At 60.3% G+C, this 16,893-nt stretch carries 17 protein-coding genes; 12 read left to right on the top strand and 5 right to left on the bottom strand.

All coding sequences use genetic code 11. The features are described from left to right. From sufC to HKN06_13575, 8 genes are all read left to right on the top strand, one after another. Positions 1–636 (top strand): Fe-S cluster assembly ATPase SufC (gene sufC / locus HKN06_13610; protein ID NNF62349.1); only part of this gene is annotated, 636 nt, incomplete at its 5' end. Next, a complete protein-coding gene (gene sufD / locus HKN06_13605) occupies positions 633–1,922 on the top strand; it encodes a Fe-S cluster assembly protein SufD (GenBank protein NNF62348.1) in 1,290 nt (429 codons plus the stop codon). The genes sufC and sufD, both read left to right, overlap by 4 nt. A gap of 23 nt (positions 1,923–1,945) precedes the next feature. Next, the gene (locus HKN06_13600; GenBank protein NNF62347.1) at positions 1,946–3,163 is read left to right on the top strand and encodes a cysteine desulfurase; all 1,218 of its coding nucleotides are present in this window, start codon (positions 1,946–1,948) and stop codon (positions 3,161–3,163) included. After that, complete coding sequence (locus HKN06_13595) at positions 3,160–3,600, top strand: SUF system NifU family Fe-S cluster assembly protein (GenBank protein ID NNF62346.1); 441 nt, start codon at positions 3,160–3,162, stop codon at positions 3,598–3,600. The genes HKN06_13600 and HKN06_13595 overlap by 4 nt, the downstream gene beginning before the upstream one ends. Next, positions 3,600–4,154 carry a putative Fe-S cluster assembly protein SufT gene (gene sufT, locus HKN06_13590; protein ID NNF62345.1) on the top strand — a complete coding sequence of 185 codons (555 nt, stop codon included), beginning with the start codon at positions 3,600–3,602 and terminating at the stop codon, positions 4,152–4,154. The genes HKN06_13595 and sufT overlap by 1 nt, the downstream gene beginning before the upstream one ends. 15 nt (positions 4,155–4,169) lie before the next feature. Further along, positions 4,170–4,490 (top strand): non-heme iron oxygenase ferredoxin subunit, encoded by a 321-nt coding sequence (locus tag HKN06_13585; protein NNF62344.1) that lies wholly within the window; start codon positions 4,170–4,172, stop codon positions 4,488–4,490. Further along, positions 4,487–4,987: a histidine phosphatase family protein gene (locus HKN06_13580; protein NNF62343.1), complete on the top strand. Its 501-nt coding sequence runs from the start codon at positions 4,487–4,489 to the stop codon at positions 4,985–4,987. Before HKN06_13585 ends, HKN06_13580 begins: the two co-directional genes overlap by 4 nt. Positions 4,988–5,191: 204 nt before the next feature. Beyond that, entirely contained in the window at positions 5,192–5,911 is a 720-nt protein-coding gene (locus HKN06_13575) for a trypsin-like peptidase domain-containing protein (GenBank protein ID NNF62342.1), read from the top strand. Between the two features lie 508 nt (positions 5,912–6,419). Here HKN06_13575 and HKN06_13570 read toward each other — a convergent pair. The 5 genes from HKN06_13570 to HKN06_13550 all read right to left on the bottom strand — a co-directional run bounded on the left by HKN06_13570 (position 6,420) and on the right by HKN06_13550 (position 12,369). Beyond that, positions 6,420–7,778, bottom strand: coding sequence for an L-serine ammonia-lyase (locus tag HKN06_13570; GenBank protein NNF62341.1), 1,359 nt, complete (start codon positions 7,776–7,778; stop codon positions 6,420–6,422). Positions 7,779–7,784: 6 nt separating this feature from the next. Further along, positions 7,785–10,967 (bottom strand): bifunctional proline dehydrogenase/L-glutamate gamma-semialdehyde dehydrogenase PutA, encoded by a 3,183-nt coding sequence (putA, locus tag HKN06_13565; protein NNF62340.1) that lies wholly within the window; start codon positions 10,965–10,967, stop codon positions 7,785–7,787. An 82-nt stretch (positions 10,968–11,049) separates the two neighbouring features. Further along, positions 11,050–11,481, bottom strand: a complete 432-nt coding sequence (locus HKN06_13560; GenBank protein ID NNF62339.1) for an NUDIX hydrolase — start codon at positions 11,479–11,481, stop codon at positions 11,050–11,052. Positions 11,482–11,483: 2 nt separating this feature from the next. Beyond that, the gene (locus tag HKN06_13555) at positions 11,484–11,867 is read right to left on the bottom strand and encodes an RNA-binding protein (GenBank protein NNF62338.1); all 384 of its coding nucleotides are present in this window, start codon (positions 11,865–11,867) and stop codon (positions 11,484–11,486) included. Next, complete coding sequence (locus HKN06_13550; protein NNF62337.1) at positions 11,860–12,369, bottom strand: hypothetical protein; 510 nt, start codon at positions 12,367–12,369, stop codon at positions 11,860–11,862. Before HKN06_13550 ends, HKN06_13555 begins: the two co-directional genes overlap by 8 nt. Positions 12,370–12,606: 237 nt before the next feature. On the opposite strand from HKN06_13550, the gene HKN06_13545 reads away from it, so the two are divergent. The 4 genes from HKN06_13545 to HKN06_13530 all read left to right on the top strand — a co-directional run. Continuing rightward, positions 12,607–13,797 carry a glycine C-acetyltransferase gene (locus HKN06_13545; GenBank protein ID NNF62336.1) on the top strand — a complete coding sequence of 397 codons (1,191 nt, stop codon included), beginning with the start codon at positions 12,607–12,609 and terminating at the stop codon, positions 13,795–13,797. Continuing rightward, positions 13,797–14,822: an L-threonine 3-dehydrogenase gene (gene tdh, locus HKN06_13540; GenBank protein ID NNF62335.1), complete on the top strand. Its 1,026-nt coding sequence runs from the start codon at positions 13,797–13,799 to the stop codon at positions 14,820–14,822. The genes HKN06_13545 and tdh overlap by 1 nt, the downstream gene beginning before the upstream one ends. A gap of 22 nt (positions 14,823–14,844) precedes the next feature. Next, the gene (locus HKN06_13535; GenBank protein NNF62334.1) at positions 14,845–16,398 is read left to right on the top strand and encodes a M48 family metalloprotease; all 1,554 of its coding nucleotides are present in this window, start codon (positions 14,845–14,847) and stop codon (positions 16,396–16,398) included. 100 nt (positions 16,399–16,498) lie between these two features. Then, a partial coding sequence (locus HKN06_13530; protein ID NNF62333.1) for a glutathione S-transferase occupies positions 16,499–16,893 on the top strand: 395 nt, incomplete at its 3' end.

The raw sequence follows: 16,893 nt of genomic DNA, 5'->3' as shown, positions 1-16,893 counted from the left end.
GGCAAGAGCACGCTGGCACAGATCATCGCCGGGCATGACGATTTTGAAGTTACCGCCGGTGAAATCGACTACCAGGGTAAGCCGCTGCTGGAACTGGATCCGGAAGAGCGGGCTCGCGAAGGCGTTTTCCTTGCCTTCCAGTACCCGGTGGAGATTCCCGGTGTGAACAACGTTTACCTGCTTAAAGCCGCGCTCAATGCGCAGCGCAAGCACCGCGGCGAGCAGGAACTCGATGCCTTCGAGTTCCTGCAGCTGGTACGCGAAAAAATGAAACTGATGCAGATGGATGAAAGTTTCCTGAACCGCGGCGTAAACGAAGACTTCTCCGGCGGCGAAAAAAAGCGCAACGAAGTGCTGCAGATGACCATTCTCGAGCCAAAGCTCGCCGTGCTGGACGAAACCGACTCGGGGCTGGACATCGATGCGCTGAAAGTCGTCGCTAATGGCGTCAACAGCCTGCGTACCGACGATCGCAGCATGCTGCTGGTTACGCACTACCAGCGCCTGCTCGATTACATCGAACCGGACGTGGTGCATGTGCTGGCCGACGGCAGGATCGTGCGCAGCGGCGGCAAAGAGCTGGCCCTGGAACTGGAGCAGCGTGGCTATGACTGGCTGCGGGGGGATGCTGCGTGAGTGCAGCTATTGATTATCTTGGCCGCCGTCACGCAGAACTTGAGCGTACGGAACCGGAGTGGCTGACCGCGACGCGTGACAAGGCGATGCAGCAAGTGCTGGCCAGCGGGCTGCCGACCACGCGTAACGAGCATTGGAAGTACACCAACCTGCGTACGCTGGCGCGGCGCAAGTTTGAACCGGCAGCGGTCGCTGTCGACACCGATAAAATACCGAGCCTCGTGGCAACCGGCCAGCCGGCGGCCAGCTTCGTCAATGGGCAGTTGCACGAGCTGTCCGTAGGCGACTATCCGGCCACGACGATCGCGCAATTGCTGGAACAACAGCCCGAGACACTCAACGGCCGCCTCAGCGCGCTGGTCAGCTACGACAAGCACCCGTTCGCGGCGCTGAACACGGCGTTTTTCAGCGACGGGATCGTCATCGAGGTTCCGGCCGGCGCGGAATACACTACGCCGCTGCTGCTGGAGTTTATCTCGGCAGCGGCCGAACAGCCGGCGCTGGTCTGCCCGCGCGTACTCATCGTGCTGGGTGACAATGCGAAGCTGTCCGTGATCGAACGCTATGCCGGCCTGCCCGGCGCACAGAACCTGACCAACGCGGTAACCGAAGTCCATCTGGGCCAGGGCGCACAACTCAGTCATTACCGGCTGCAGGAACTGACCGAAGCCGATACCGGCATGCACCTGCTCGCCGTGCACCAGGGCGGTGACAGCATGCTGCGCACCCATGGCGTGGACCTTGGCGGCAAACTGGTGCGCAACGACCTGCACACCTGGCTGTGCGCACCCGGTGCCACGGCAGAGCTGGATGGCTTTTACCTGGCGGTAGCTTCACAGCATGTCGACAACCACACCCGTGTCGATCACAGCGCGCCGCACACTACCAGCGACGAAAATTATCGCGGGGTCCTCGCGGACAAGGCACGCGCGGTATTCAACGGCAAAGTCTATGTGGCAAAAGACGCGCAGAAAGTCGATGCCAGGCAATCCAATCGCAACCTTATCCTGTCGGGCAAGGCCGAAGTCGACACCAAACCGGAGCTTGAAATCTACGCTGACGACGTGAAATGCAGCCACGGCGCAACCGTCGGCCAGCTGGATGAAGACGCCATGTTCTATTTGCGCAGCCGCGGTATCGGCGAACGCACTGCAAAGGCGTTACTGACTTTTGGCTTTATCGAGGAAATCCTCGCCGGGTTTGGCGTTGCCGAGTTGCGCCAGTATGTCGAGACGCTGGTTACCGAGCGGCTGCCGGACAGCGAGCGACTGGAGGTGCTGACATGAGCCTGCTGGCACAGAGCAGCCCCATGCTGGACGTGGCCGCCGTGCGGGCGGACTTCCCTGCCCTGCACCAGAGCGTGCACGGCAAACCGCTGGTCTACCTGGACAGCGCCGCTTCGGCTCAGCGTCCGCAGGCCGTGCTCGACGCAATGGACCACTACCATCGCCATGATCACGCCAATGTGCACCGCGGCGTGCACACGCTGAGCCAGCGCGCTACAGATGCGTTCGAGAACGCGCGGGAAAAAATCCGTGGCTATATCAATGCAGCCTCGGTGAGCGAAATTATCTACACCCGTGGCACCACCGAGGCGATCAACCTCGTGGCGCAAAGTTATGGCCGGCCTCGCTTTGGCGAGGGCGATGAGATCCTGATTACCCAGATGGAACACCACTCCAACATCGTGCCGTGGCAACTGACCTGCCTGCAGACCGGCGCGAGCCTGCGCGTGGTGCCGATCAACCAGCGCGGCGAGCTGCAGATGGACCAGTTTGAGCAGTTGATTAATGACAACACAAAGCTGGTTGCCGTCGGTCACATCTCCAATGCGCTGGGCACAGTAAACCCTGTTAAAGACATTGTGCGACTGGCGCATGCACGCGACCTTCCGGTCGTGGTTGACGGTGCCCAGGCGATGCCGCATGCACGCGTCGACGTGCAGGATCTGGGTTGCGATTTTTATGCATTCTCCGGGCACAAGATGTTCGGCCCCACCGGCATTGGCGTGCTCTACGGGCGCGAAGCACTGCTGGAAGAAATGCCGCCGTGGCAGGGTGGCGGCGAGATGATTCTCGAAGTCAGTTTCGACCGCACTACCTATGCCGCCCTGCCCGCCAAGTTCGAGGCCGGCACGCCGGCAATTGCCGAAGCAGTCGGGCTGGGCGCAGCGGTCGATTACCTGAGCAACATCGGCATCGACGCCATCGCCACGCATGAGCGCGAACTGCTCGACTATGCTACCGAGCAACTTGCAGCTTTCGACGGGCTGGAAATCGTCGGCACCGCCGAACACAAGGCCTCGGTTGTATCTTTCACCCTGGCCGGTGCGCATCCACACGACATCGGTACCATTGTCGATAATGAGGGCGTGGCAATACGTACCGGGCATCACTGCGCCATGCCGGTAATGGATTTCTATGGCGTGCCGGCAACCGCGCGCGCATCGATGGCGCTGTACAACACGCGTGAAGACATCGATGCGCTGGTCGCGGCCCTGCACAGGGTACGTGAGGTAATGGGCTGATGGAGCTGGCCGATCTGTACCGCGACGTGATCCTCGATCACAACAAGACGCCGCGCAATTTTCGCCGTATCGAGCCGGCCACGCACACCGCGCGCGGCTTCAATCCATTGTGCGGCGACAAGCTCACCGTTTACCTGGTAATGGATGACGACATCGTCAACGACGTTGCCTTCGAAGGCACCGGTTGCGCCATTTCAGTGGCGTCGTCGTCGCTGATGACCGAAGCGGTAAAAGGCAAGACAGAATCGCAGGCGCGCGAGCTGTTCGGGCAGATGCACGAGCTGCTCGCAGGCAACGGCGCAGATGCCGCAACGCTGGGCAAGCTGGCTGCGCTCGGCGGCGTGCGACAGTTTCCAACCCGGGTCAAGTGTGCCTCGCTGGCATGGCATGCGCTGGCCGCAGCCCTTGATGGCGAAAACGAGGCGAAAACAGAATAATGTTTCATCCTGGCAGCGAACCGGTCAGCCTGAGGCGCGACGTCGATGCGGTCATCATTCCCGCCGGCGACCACGTGCAGCTGCATGAAGGTACCGATGGCTATATCACCCAGGCGCTGGGCGGCAGCTTTACTGTGTACATCGACGGCAACCTGTTCCGCATCGCCGGCCACGACGCCGATGCGTTGGGCAAGGAACGGGTAATGCCGCCGGAGGCGCCCGAAAACGCCACCGACGCCGATATCGAGAAGATCGTCGCCGACCAGCTTCGTACCTGCTACGACCCTGAGATCCCTATCAATATCGTCGACCTGGGGCTTATCTATCGTTGCGACATCGACAAGAACGCCGACGGCAAGCGGCAGATAGAGGTGGACATGACCCTGACCGCCCCGGGCTGCGGCATGGGCGAAATCCTGGTGCACGACGTGCGCACAAAACTGTTGTTGATTCCGACGGTTAGCGAAGTGAAGGTCGACCTGGTGTTCGACCCGCCGTGGAATCACACCATGATGTCGGAAGAAGCGCGCCTGCAGACCGGCATGATGTATTAGACTGAAAGGACAACAATGACAGACTGGATAGACGTTACCGATGCCGATGCCCTCAAACCGGGCGATTTCGAAGTCGTGGAATCGGGCGATACGCTCATTGCGGTATTCAATGTCGACGGCGATTTGTGCGCCATCGAGGATATCTGCACTCACGACGGCGAGGAACTGACCGGTGGTCCGGTCGACGGCGGCGAGATTATCTGCCCGCGTCATGGCGCCCGCTTCTGCCTGCGCACCGGCGCGGCATTAACACCGCCGGCTTATGACGACGTGACGGTATTTCCGGTACGCATCGAAAACGGCCGCATCCAGGTCAGGGATATAAGTGAAGAATGAAACAGATCGCACTGATGCGACACGCGAAGTCGAGCTGGAAAAATCGCGAACTGGATGACATCGACCGGCCACTGAACAAGCGTGGACTGCGTGACGCGCCGATGATGGGTGGCCGCCTGGCCGAACTCGACTACAAACCCGATCATATAGTCAGCAGCACCGCTGTGCGTGCCGCCGTGACCGCGCGTACGGTAGCGCAGGAAATTGGCTTCAAGGCGTCAAAGATTCAGCCTGAAAAAAGGCTCTACCTGGCCGACCCGGAAGAAATCTTCGACATCATTCGCGAACTGGACGACAAGCACGAACGGGTGATGCTGTTCGGACATAACCCGGGCTTTACTATCGCCGCTAACCAGATTGGCGATCTCAGCGTCGATAACATGCCGACCGGCGCCATTGCCGTGTTCAACCTGAATATTGACGCATGGAAAGACTGCACGAATCGCTGCGGCAAGCTGAAGTTTTTCGACTTCCCGAAGAACCCGATAAAACTGTGACACGAGTCACATAGCGCACTTGGAATAATTTTCCTTGCGCACTTAATGTGAGGCAGGTCACTGCCTGCACTACTATACTGTTATACCACTAAGGCGTAGGCCAGATGGAAGGCGAAGTCAATAGCGGTATGTGAAATGAACTCTGGTAATGGTAGTGTTGTCTCAAATACTAATTCGAAAGGTTTAAGTTTCGGGGAACATGTATTGCGCGATAAACGCCGAACAAGTCCCGTCGGCTCCAGCCGGTTACTACCGGCACTGTTCCTTGCGGCCATCACAACCGGCTGCTCCTTCCCCACCACCCAGATCGAAACCCGCCACGCCAGTTACATCGCCAACAGCAATGCACACGCGATGTGTGAAACACCTGACGATGGCATCCTGTCATCCGTTGTTCGCGTTGCCACCGACGACGGTGCTGACGCAAGCGGCGTGATCGTTGCCGCTGATCGCGTCCTTACGGCTGCGCACGTGGTTATTGATGCTGACCTTTCACTGGTTCGTGTCCACGGCGAATACCGCAAAGCCCGGCTGCTGGCGGTTGATCCGGGCAATGACCTGGCCCTGCTTGCAGTCGACACCGGATCGTTGCGGCCGGTACGTCTCACTCACGATGACCTGTTCGACTACGAGCAGGTATGGGCGGTCGGCTACCCGCTGGCGCTCGACCAGGTCACCACGCAGGGCTATTTCCGCAACGAGGTCGAGGGACGACTGTTTACCTCGGCCCCGATTGAAGCCGGTGCATCCGGTGGTGGACTGGTACGCTGCCGCGACGGACAGTTTGAACTGGCCGGCATTATCCGCGGCTATGGCGGCTACTGGTCAGAAGGCGAACTGATCCCGCTGCACAACCTGTCGATCCATACCCCCGCCACGCGTATTCAGAATTTCGTAATGCGTACCGACGGCACTGTCCTGTAGCAGCAACTTCCGCCGCGAAGCAACAATCGTCGAACCGGCCCTTGGCCGGTTCGTCTCGTTTTATCCCACCACCAACCACCTGCCACGACGTTTGTCCCCGGGAAACACCACGACGTCCCGTCCATCGAAGCCGCTCCTACAAAACACCGTCGCAAGCAGTTCGCGGCTAAAGCCGCTCCCACTCCACGAAACATCGTCGCAAGCAGTCGCGGCAGGATGCCGCTCCCACGAGCTTGCGCGCGCGACGGGTTGCCGGCGCGGCGGAGGCAGGACGCCTGCCGCGGCGCCGGCCCGATTCGAGCGAGGCAGGGATGCCGGGCGAGATTAAGCCGGAGAAGAGTCGCGCCAATCAGCCAAGCCGCGACCAATTCGCGGCTGAACACGCGCGGTGGTGCTACAGGTACGTTACCCGACCAGTAGCAGATGAGCTGCGCTGCCCCCTGAGAATCGGTTGCAACGCGTAAGATGCAGCAGGGGCAGTGTCAGCTCCATCTGCATTCATGGATTGTCAACACTCGATGACGTTGACCGCGAGCCCGCCTCTGGACGTTTCCTTGTAGATCGACGACATGTCGCGACCGGTCTGGCGCATTGTTGCAATAACCTGGTCAAGCGAGACCTTGTGCGCGCCATCACCACGCAGCGCCATCCGCGTTGCATTAATTGCCTTCACCGCACCCATGGCATTGCGCTCGATACACGGAATCTGCACCAGCCCGCCGACCGGATCGCAGGTGAGCCCCAGGTTGTGCTCCATGCCGATCTCGGCGGCGTTCTCCACCTGGGCGTTGCTGCCACCGTTCGCTGCAGCCAGGCCACCGGCCGCCATCGAGCAGGCCACACCGACTTCGCCCTGGCAGCCCATTTCGGCACCCGAAATCGAGGCGTTCTTCTTGTACAGGATGGCAATCGCCCCGGCGGTCAGCAGGAAACGGCAAATACCGTCATCGTCTGCCCCGTCGACATAGCGACGATAGAATTCGATAACTGCGGGCACAATTCCGGCGGCACCGTTGGTCGGTGCAGTGACCACCCGTCCACCAGCGGCGTTTTCCTCGTTTACAGCGAACGCAAAAGCATTGACGTGATCGAGTACACCCAGCGGCAGATGGGTACTTGAATCATTGATATCCGCCCACAGCTTCGGCGCACGGCGCGGAACGCCCAGCCGGCCCGGCAACGACCCGCTGGACGACAGCCCACGCTGGATACACTGATGCATTACCTGCCAGATGTGTAACAGTCCGCTGCGAATCTGCTCGTCGTCGCGCCAGGTTTTTTCATTGCGCCAGACCAGCTCATCGATACGCAGCCCCGCCGCGCTGCCATGGGCCAGCAGCTCGCTTGCCGTGTTGAAGGGAAACGGCACATCGGTCGATTCCGTACTGGCGACATCGTGCTGCAGTTCGTCGCCGCGCAACACGAAGCCGCCGCCGACCGAAAAGAATTCCTGCTCAGCCACCGTTGCCCCACTGGCATCAACAGCAGTAAAACGCATGCCGTTCGGATGCTGAGGCAGGACTTCGTCGTAGTGCATCAGCAGGTTGACGGAAGGATCGAATTCAATTGCATGCCTGCCCAGCAGCCTCAGGCGCCTGGCCTGCGTAATCGCATCCAGCGTGGGTTCGATAGTATCCGGGTCGACCGTATCCGGTTCAGCGCCGGACAACCCCAGCAGTATTGCCCGGTCAGTACAGTGCCCCTTGCCGGTCAGCGCCAGGGAACCAAACAGGCCAACATTGACTACCGCGACTGACTCGAGGTTGTCGATGTCCGCCAGGAAACGGCGTGCCGCCCGCATCGGCCCGACCGTGTGCGAACTGGACGGCCCGATACCGATCTTGAAAATATCGAAAATGCTGATCATGCAGCGTTACCCGGTGCCCAGTGACAACAGCGAGGTGTTCCCACCGACTGCCGAGGTGTTAATGGTTAGCGTGCGCTCCGTGGCAAAACGATGCAGGTAGTGCGGCCCGCCAGCTTTTGGCCCGGTTCCGGAAAGGTTGCAGCCACCGAAGGGCTGTACACCGACCACCGCGCCAATCATGTTGCGATTGACATAGACGTTACCTACGTCAATGCGATTGTGGATATAGCGCGAGCTGGAATCAATACGACTGTGGATGCCGAGCGTTAGCCCGTAGCCGGTTGCGTTCACCGCCTCGATCACCTTGTCTATCGCGTTGGCCGAGTACCGAATGACATGCAGCACCGGACCGAATACTTCGTCCTCGAGGCGTGACAGTGAATCAATCTCGACTGCGCGCGGCGCAAAGAATGTGCCATGCGGGAATTCCGCCGGCATTTCTGTCTGGCATACCAGCTTGCCCTGCGTGGTGATCTGTGCCGCATGGTCGCTGAGCATTTTCTGCGCCCCGGCGTCGATGACGGGCCCGATATCGGTGCGCAACAGGCCGGGGTCACCCAACCGCAGTTCGGCCGTGTAGCCGGTCAGCAGCTCGAGTACACGATCGGCGATTTCTTCCTGCAGGAAGAGCACGCGCAAAGCCGAGCAGCGCTGGCCGGCACTGTTGAACGACGATTGCACTACATCGAGCACGACCTGCTCCGGCAGTGCGGAGCTGTCGACGATCATCGCATTTTGCCCGCCGGTTTCGGCCACCAGTGCCGCAATAGGCGCATCACGATTAGCCAGCGTGCGATTTATGATGCGGGCGGTTTCAGTAGAGCCAGTAAAGGCAACCCCGCTGACCCGTGGATCAGCAATGGCATGGGCACCGATCACCGAGCCAGGACCGGGGATAAAGTGCAGCGCTTCACCCGGGATACCGGCCTCGTGCAGCAATGCGACTGCGCGCGCGCCTATTAAGGAAGTCTGCTCGGCCGGTTTGGCCAGCACAACATTGCCAGCCGCCAGTGCTGCTGCGACCTGTCCGGTAAAAATTGCCAATGGAAAATTCCACGGGCTGATGCAGACAAAAATTCCGCGACCCTGCAGCGCCAGCTCGTTACTTTCGCCAGTCGGACCGGGCAGTGGTCGCGGCACCGCAAACTCGCGACGTGCATGTAGCGCGTAGTAGCGCAGAAAATCCACCGCTTCGCGTACTTCGGAAACAGCATCGGGTATGGTTTTGCCCGCCTCGCGTACCAGCAGCGCGAGGAGTTCGCCGCTGTGCGCCTCGAACAATGCCGCCGCACGCTCCAGCATTGCAGCACGCTGCGCAGCGTCGGAACGCAGCCACTGTGGCCGCGCAGCCTCGGCCGCCGCAAGCGCACGGTCCACCGTTGCCTCGTCGGCCTCGTCGACCATGCCGACGACACGTTGGCTATCTGTCGGATCGGTGCTGGCCAGGGGCCTGCCGCTGACGCGTTCACCATTAATGACCGGCGTGACGTGCAATTCCTTGCTCATGGCCGCATTCATCGCGTCTGCCAGCGGCATTATCTCGAGAGGATCCTCCAGGTTGATACCGCGTGAGTTGACCCGATCCGGGAAGATATTTACGGGTAAGGGAATCTGTGGATGCGGCTTGAACTTTTCTTTTTCTGTTGCCGCAACCGGATCTGCAATGATCTCTTCGACAGGCGCTTCCTCGTCGACGATCCGGTTGACGAAAGAAGTGTTCGAACCGTTCTCCAGCAGTCGCCGCACCAGGTAAGGCAACAGATCCTCGTGAATGCCCACCGGGGCATAAACGCGACATGGGTAATTGAGCTTGTCAGCACCGACCACCTCCGAGTACAGCTCTTCGCCCATGCCGTGCAGCCGCTGGAATTCCAGCTCACGGTTGTCACCCGCCATTTCGATGATGCTGGCCAGCGTGTGGGCATTGTGTGTTGCAAACTGCGTGTAAACCAGGTCACGTGCGTCCAGCAGGCGCCTGGCACAGGCCAGAAACGACACATCGCTGGAGGCCTTGCGGGTAAACAACGGATAGCCCTGCAGGCCCTGGACCTGGGCATGCTTGATCTCGGCATCCCAGTAGGCGCCCTTCACCAGCCGCACGTTCATGCGGCGCCCCACTTCGCGCACCAGGCCGAGCAGCCATTCGACCTGCGGCATCGCGCGCTTCTGGTAGGTTTGTAAGGCCAGGCCAAAGCCCTCCCAGTCACGCAGCGAATCGGAACGGTAGACGCGCTCGATAACCTCCATCGTCAGATCGAGCACTTCCGCCTCCTCCGTGTCGACGGTCAGCGCAATGTTCTTGTCGCGCGCGTGTTCGGCCAGCGCCAGCAGTATTGGCGTCATTTCCTCAGCCACTTCAGCGGCATTGGCAAATTCGAAGCGCGGGTGCAACGCGGTCAGTTTCACCGAGATACTCGGCGCTGCAAAAATTGAATCCTCAGGGTCGCGTGCCTTGCCGATGACGTCGATCGCGTTGTAGTAGGAGTCGAAGTATCGCTTCGCGTCGGCGCGGGTCAGGGCCGTCTCGCCCAGCATGTCGAAGGAATAGCGATAGATACGATTGTCCTTCTTGCGAGCCCTCTTTATTGCCTCGTCTATGGTCCGGCCCATGACGAACTGATGCCCCATGATGCGCATCGCCTGGCGCAGCGCCGTGCGTACCACTGGTTCGCCCACGCGCGACACGATGTCGCGAACATAGCGGCCAACGTCTTTCTCGGCCGCCTCGCCGGGACCGACTATCTGGCCGGTCAGCATCAGGCCCCAGGTGGAGGCATTGACGAACAGCGACTGGCTGCCGCCCAGGTGTCCGCGCCAGTCGCCACTGGAGAGCTTGTCGCGGATAAGCTTGTCCTGCGTTTCCGCGTCGGGTACGCGCAGCAGCGCCTCTGCAAGGCACATCAGCACAATGCCTTCCTGCGACGACAGGTCGTATTCCTGCAGGAAAGCATCCAGCCCGCCAGCCTTGCCACGGTTTTTTCTAACCGATGAAACCAGTTGTGCCGCCAGTTTCTGTACGCGGTCGCGACCCGCAGCATCCAGCTTTGCCAGCGGCAGCAGTTCGTTGATCACCTCGGTTTCGTCGCGCAGGTAATATTCATTCATCTTTGCGCGCGATGAATTAAACAAGGGATTTGAATCGTAAAAGAACTGTTTTTCGGGCAGGTCTTTCTGCGCGACGCTCGACATCGCTGGCCTCCGGATAAGCTGGGTTTCAGGCGAGCGCAGTATAGCCGATCACCCTGCACACAAGCCGCAAAAAAACGTCGGCTCAGTCCGGTAGTGGCAGTGCACCATTGGCACGATACGCGACATAGTCCGCGAGGATGCGCGCGTGATCGAAGGCCAGCCGTGGCGGTTCCGCTGCGTCAACCAGCTGTACCGCCCGGGCATCGTCCGCGGCAACCGGCTGGCCGCTGGCACTGGCAACGAAAACAAGCGCGACGGTCTGTCCGCGCGGGTCGCGCGCAGGGTCAGAATAACAACCGAGCAACTGCAGCAGCTCGACATCCAGGCCGGTCTCCTCGCGTGCTTCGCGCCGCGCTGCCACGGCGACCGTTTCGCCGACATCAACGAATCCGCCGGGCAATGCCCAGCCGGGCGGAGGATATTTTCGTTCGATGAGTACTATCGGTCGCTGTGGCCGGTCGACCATTTCGATAATGATATCCACCGTCACGGGCGGGGTTTGCGGACGACTCATTTTCAACGCCCCCGGCTGAAGCGGCGTAACTGGCGCCGGGCACGCTTGTCCGGGCGGCCTGGCGGCGCTGCGGCACGTTCGGCCCGGCGTCCCTGCCGCGCCAGGGCGCGCTGCTCCGCACTGGCGGCGGTCTCCTCGTACAATGTAGCTGCGATACGTGCCGGGCCGCGCCGATCACTCAGCCCTGTAACCGTAAGCTCCATACGCCACTCGTTGCGGTTTACCTGCAATACGTCGCCAACGCGCAACACGCGTGACGGTTTTGCGCGCTGGCCGTTGACATGTACCCGCCCGCCACGCACCGCGGTCGTCGCCATGCTGCGGGTCTTGTAAAGCCTGGCCGCCCAAAGCCAGCGGTCAACCCTGACTTCTGCTGTCTCAGTCACCGGCGTCCAGGTACTCCTGCACCCGCTGTTCCATGCTGGCGCGGGTCAGCCCTGTGGCACGCGCAATCCGCAGCGCCTCGTCCGGCTGCACGCCGCGCTGGCGCACCAGGTCAATGGCATACCAGGCACTGGCCCGGTTGCCTGACGAGCAATACAGCAAAATCTGCTGGTTGCTATTCGCCGCAACCAGCTCGCTGATCATTTCGATGGCACCGGGATCGAAGGACGGTCCGTCTCGAGAGATCGGGACGTTGAAGTACTGCATGCCGCGGGAGTCGACTGCTGCCGCCTGATCGAAATCGACTTCGTCCGGCAGCCGCAGGTTGATGACGATATCGACACCTGCCGCCTGCGCGGCTGCCAGCCCGGCTTGATCCGGCTGCGCGGAGAAATACAGGTTGCCCACCTGCACCACATTGTCGGCGCCGCCCCAGGTGACAGCAGCCGCAGGTTCGGGAGGCTTTCCGGCACAGCCAGCGGCGATACCGGCAGCAATAATCATTGTAAGAAATATTCTGTAAACCATTAATATATATAGCTATCCCAAGAGACCATACTCGGCCAGAGCCGCCCCTGCACGCTGTTCGAACCGCGATGCAACCGCGCCTGCAGGCGTGACCGCGACAAGCGCGCGCCGAAAGCCGTCGCCACGGGCGATTCTGACAGACATTCGCGACCAACGCCGCTGCCGCGGGCACGCGTCGCTATAATTCCCCCAGTTTATTCGCCGGAGACCGACGTGGACAAAGCGCTGCTGGAGCGACTCGCACACGACGCTGCTGACCTGCAGACCCAGGGCCTGTTCAAAACCGAGCGGGTCATTGCTTCCCCGCAGGACGGCACGATCGAGGTTGCCGGCGGACAACAGGTCATAAACATGTGCGCCAACAATTACCTTGGCCTGGCTAATCACCCGGCATTGATTGAAGCGGCCCACGCAGCGCTGGACGAGTATGGCTATGGCATGGCCTCCGTGCGTTTCATCTGCGGCACCCAGACCATTCACAAGGAACTGGAAGAACGCATCAGCAGGTTTCTGGGCACCGAAGACACGATCCTCTATGCCGCCGCTTTTGATGCCAATGCGGGCCTGTTCGAAACCATATTGGGCGCCGAAGATGCGGTGATTTCGGACCAGCTAAACCACGCCAGCATTATCGACGGCATCCGGCTGTGCAAGGCAAGTCGGTTGCGCTACCAGCACAACGACATGGCAGACCTGGAACAGCAGCTCGTTGCGGCGGCCGACAGTCGCGCCAGGCTGATAGCCACCGACGGGGTGTTTTCCATGGATGGCACCATTGCCAACCTGCCCGCCATCTGCGACCTGGCTGACAAGTACTCCGCACTGGTGATGATCGACGACTGCCACGCGACCGGTTTCATGGGCTCCGGCGGCCGCGGCACGCACGAACATCACGACGTGATGAACCGCGTCGATATCATTACCGGCACGCTGGGCAAGGCACTCGGCGGCGCCTCGGGTGGATTCACCAGCGGCAGGAAAGAAATCATTGCCTGGCTGCGCCAGCGTTCGCGCCCTTACCTTTTCTCCAACACGCTGGCACCGGTTATCGCTGCAACGTCGGTGCGGGTGCTGGACCTGCTGGAGGAAGGCGATGAGCTGCGCGCGAAACTGTGGCACAACGCCGCCGTCTTTCGCCAGGGCCTGATCGACCTGGGTTTCGACGTGCGGGCTGGCGATCATCCGATCATCCCGGTGATGCTGGGTGACGCAGCACTGGCCGGACGCATGGCAGACCGGCTGCTCGAGGAAGGCGTCTACGTCATCGGGTTTTCGTTCCCGGTCGTACCACGTGGCGCGGCGCGCATACGCACGCAGATGTCGGCGGCACTGGATGACCGACAGCTGCAGCAGGCACTCGATGCTTTTGGTCGCGTTGGCCGGGAGCTGGGAGTGATCTCATGATGCGGGCGCTGGTCAAATCATCGGCCGAACCCGGCATCTGGATGGAGCAGGTGCCGGTTCCGGCTGTTGGTCACAACGACGCCCTGATACGGGTGCAAAAAGCTGCCATCTGCGGTACCGACATTCACATTTACAACTGGGACGACTGGTCGCAAAAAAACGTAAACGTACCGACGACAATCGGGCACGAGTTTATGGGCGAAGTCGTCGAGGTTGGCAGCGAGGTAACCGGGCTCAAACCCGGTGACCGGGTTGCCGGGGAAGGTCACATCACCTGCGCCTTCTGTCGCAACTGCCGCGCAGGACGTCGTCACCTTTGCCGTAACACCCAGGGTGTCGGCGTCGATCGAGCCGGCGCCTTTGCTGACTATGTCTCGATACCAGCCGTTAATGCTTTTGTGTTACCCGATGCCATTACCGACGACATGGCAGCAATTCTGGACCCGCTTGGCAATGCAACGCACACGGCGCTGTCCTTTGACCTGGTGGGTGAAGACATCCTGATCACAGGAGCCGGGCCGATCGGCGTCATGGCGGTGGCAATTTGTCGCCACGTTGGCGCCCGCCACGTGGTCATTACTGACGTCAATGAATACCGGCTGGGTCTGGCAGAAAAGATGGGCGCCACCAAAGCGGTCAATGTGGCAAATACCAGCGTCGAAGATGTAATGCGGCAACTCGACATGCGTGAAGGTTTTGATGTCGGACTTGAAATGTCAGGTAATGAACAGGCGTTTCAGACAATGTTACAAACCATGCACCATGGCGGCTCCATCGGGTTGCTCGGTATAGCATCTGCAACACCAGCGATAGACTGGAACCAGATCATCTTCAAGGGGCTGGTGTTAAAAGGTATTTACGGCCGGGAAATGTTCGAAACCTGGTATAAGATGGCAAGCATGATCCAGAGTGGACTGGACATCTCGCCGGTAATAACACACCACTACCCGGCAGCTGAATTCCAGGCTGGTTTCGAGATCATGAAATCTGGCCAGTCGGGCAAAGTCATCCTCGACTGGAGCTGAAAATACACAAGAGGATCCCCGGATGCGCAGATTCCTGATACCCGTCCTGCTGGCGGTTGCCTTTGCCAGCGGCTGTGCCGTCAACCCGGTCACCGGTAAGAAAGAGCTGCAGTTTGTCAGTGAACCGCAGGAAATTGCGCTGGGTGTACAAAACTATGCGCCGTCGCGCCAGATGCAGGGTGGCGACTACGTGCTGGACCCTGCGCTGACACAATACGTGCAGCAGGTCGGCAACCGGCTTGCCGCAGCGAGTGATCGCCCTGACCTGCCCTACGAATTTGCTGTCATTAACAACTCGGTGCCAAATGCCTGGGCACTGCCGGGCGGGAAAATTGCTATCAATCGCGGGCTGATGCTGGAAATGGGCAGCGAAGCGGAACTGGCGGCGGTCATGGGTCACGAAATTGTGCATGCAGCAGCACGTCACGGCGCAAAATCGATGGAGCGCGGTCTGCTGCTGCAAGGCGCGCTGGTCGCCCTGCAGCTGTCGGCACAGGACAACCGCTATGCAAATTTTATTGTTGGCGGTGCACAGGTCGGCGCCATGCTGTTGTCACAGAAGTACGGCCGTAACGCCGAGCTGGAATCGGACTACTACGGCATGCGCTACATGGCCGACGCCGGCTACCATCCTGGCGCGGCCGTCGATCTTCAGGAGACTTTCGTCCGGCTGTCAGAAAACAGGCAGACAGACTGGCTGTCGGGCCTGTTTGCCAGTCACCCGCCATCAATGACCCGGGTAGAGAAAAACCAGGAGACGGCGATCGAACTCGCCGCCACCGGGGAATACGGCCGCGAGCGCTACCAGCGGGCGATCGCGACGCTGGTTGCCACAAAGCCCGCTTACGACAAGTACGATGAAGCCATAAAGCTGGCAAATGAAAACCAGGTTGACCAGGCCGCGGCTCTGGCACAGGAAGCGGCGCAGATGGAACCGCGCGAGGCAAAATTTCATTCGCTGCTGGGCGACATTGCTGCACACCGCAAGGACTATCGCACTGCCATCAGTCATTACAACACCGCGGTTGCCTACAATCCGCAGTTTTTCCAGACCTACCTCGGCCGCGGCCTGACTTACGAAGCCATTAACGACCTGGCTCCCGCCGAAGAAGACCTCAAGCGCAGCATTGCACTGCTGCCCACGGCCCCGGCGCACATGGCGCTTGGCAGTATTGCCGAGCGACGCGGCCGCATTGACGAGGCCAAGCAACACTATGCGATGGCTTCGCAGTCACAATCCGATGTCGGCCAGGCTGCCAGCCGCGAACTGGTGCGACTGGATCTGCCGACCAACCCGGGCCAATACGTACAGACACGACTGCAGGTCGATGCGCAGGGCCGTGTGGGCGTTGCTGTAGGCAACGCCTCACCCGTCGCCATCAGCGATGTCGAAGTACTGGTCAGCGTGCTCGACCCGACCGGCTCGCGCATACAGCAGTCACGGCCGTTCCGCATAAACCGGGTAATCGGCGCCAACCAGCAACTGGTTATCGACACCGGCCTGGGCCCTGTTACCGATCAGGAACAGCTGCGCCGAATTCGTGTAGAGGTACAGCAGGCCGCAATCGCCGAATAAACGTCAAGACACCCCAGCGCTCCAGGGCAGGCCATCGGCCTGCCCTTTTTCGTTGCGCGCGGCGTATAGTGGCGACGGGGATATCTGCAAGGAGAAATTCATGGCGGTTCCAATTACAGCGCTTTATGCCGGCCTTCTGGCCATTCTTTTAACAATTATCTCGGCAATTGCCGGCATCATGCGCGGCAGAAAAAAGATTTCCGTTGGTGACGGCGGCGACATGGAATTGCTGGTCGCCATGCGGCGGCATGCCAATGCGGTCGAGTACGTGCCGCTGGCACTGATATTGATCGGAATTCTGGAACTCAACGGTGCCAACAGCACCTTTTTGCATGTCCTGGGCGCGGTCCTGGTTATTTCACGTATCGCACACGCCTATGGCCTCAAGCCCGACGGTATCGGTGACCCTTTTCGTGGCATCGGTGCCGGCGGCACCGCACTGATGATCGTCGTCGCTGCCGGCTACGCGATCTGGACCGCGGTCGGCACGATGAT

The organism is Gammaproteobacteria bacterium, from assembly GCA_013003425.1.
Lineage (GTDB): Bacteria > Pseudomonadota > Gammaproteobacteria > Steroidobacterales > JABDKV01 > JABDJB01.
The sequence above is the reverse complement of the archived record's forward strand: the minus strand, read 5'-3'. Positions and strand labels throughout refer to the sequence as shown.